The 959-nt window shown below is 65.3% G+C and carries 1 protein-coding gene; it reads left to right on the forward strand.

Features of this window, described 5'->3' with window-relative positions; all coding sequences use genetic code 11:
* A partial coding sequence (locus tag U5A65_RS40650) for a zinc-dependent alcohol dehydrogenase family protein (RefSeq protein WP_321949709.1) occupies positions 1-959 on the forward strand: 959 nt, incomplete at both ends.

A 959-nucleotide genomic window follows, 5' to 3' on the forward strand; every position in this document is an offset into this window, starting at 1 on the left:
CCCGGCGATGCAATCGTCAAGCTGTCGAAAACGACGATCTGCGGCACCGATCTCCACATTCTCAAGGGCGACGTGCCGAGCTGCGAGCCGGGCCGCATTCTCGGCCACGAGGGCGTGGGCGTCGTGCACGAAGTCGGCGAGGGCGTGTCGACGCTGAAAGCCGGCGATCACGTGCTCGTCTCCTGCATTTCGAGCTGCGGGCAGTGTGAATACTGCCGGCGCGGAATGTATTCGCACTGCAAGACGGGCGGCTGGATTCTCGGCAACCGCATCGACGGCACACAGGCCGAATACGTGCGGACCCCGCACGCGCAAACGAGCCTGTACCGCATTCCCGCGGGCCTCGACGAGGCGGCGCTCGTGATGCTTTCAGACATCCTGCCAACGGGCTTCGAGTGCGGCGTGCTCAACGGCCGAATCGAACCCGGCAGCACGGTCGCCATCGTCGGGTCAGGACCGATCGGGCTGGCCGCGCTCCTGACCGCGCAGTTTTATTCGCCTGCGCAGATCATCATGATCGACATGGACGCCAACCGTCTGGAATGCGCGAAGCGATTCGGCGCGACGGCGTGCATCGATCCGCGCGCGGGCGACGCCGTGGATGCGCTCATGAAGCTCACGGACGGCGTGGGCGTGGATTGCGCGATGGAGGCCGTCGGCGTGCCTGCGACGTTCGAGCTGTGCCAGCAGATCGTGGCGCCGGGCGGCGTGATCGCGAACATCGGCGTGCATGGCGTGCCGGCGTCGCTGTTCCTCGACAAGCTGTGGGACCGCAACGTGTCGATCACGACGCGCCTTGTCGATACCGTGAGCACGCCCATGCTGCTCAAGACGGTGTGCGCCGGACGGATCGATCCGAACCGGCTGATCACGCATCGCTTCGCGTTCGACGACATGCTCAAGGCCTATGAGACGTTTTCGCAGGCGGCGAGCACGCACGCGTTGAAGGTCATTGTCGA

The sequence above is a fragment of the Paraburkholderia sp. J10-1 genome, from assembly GCF_905220165.1.
In the GTDB taxonomy this organism is placed as follows: domain Bacteria; phylum Pseudomonadota; class Gammaproteobacteria; order Burkholderiales; family Burkholderiaceae; genus Paraburkholderia.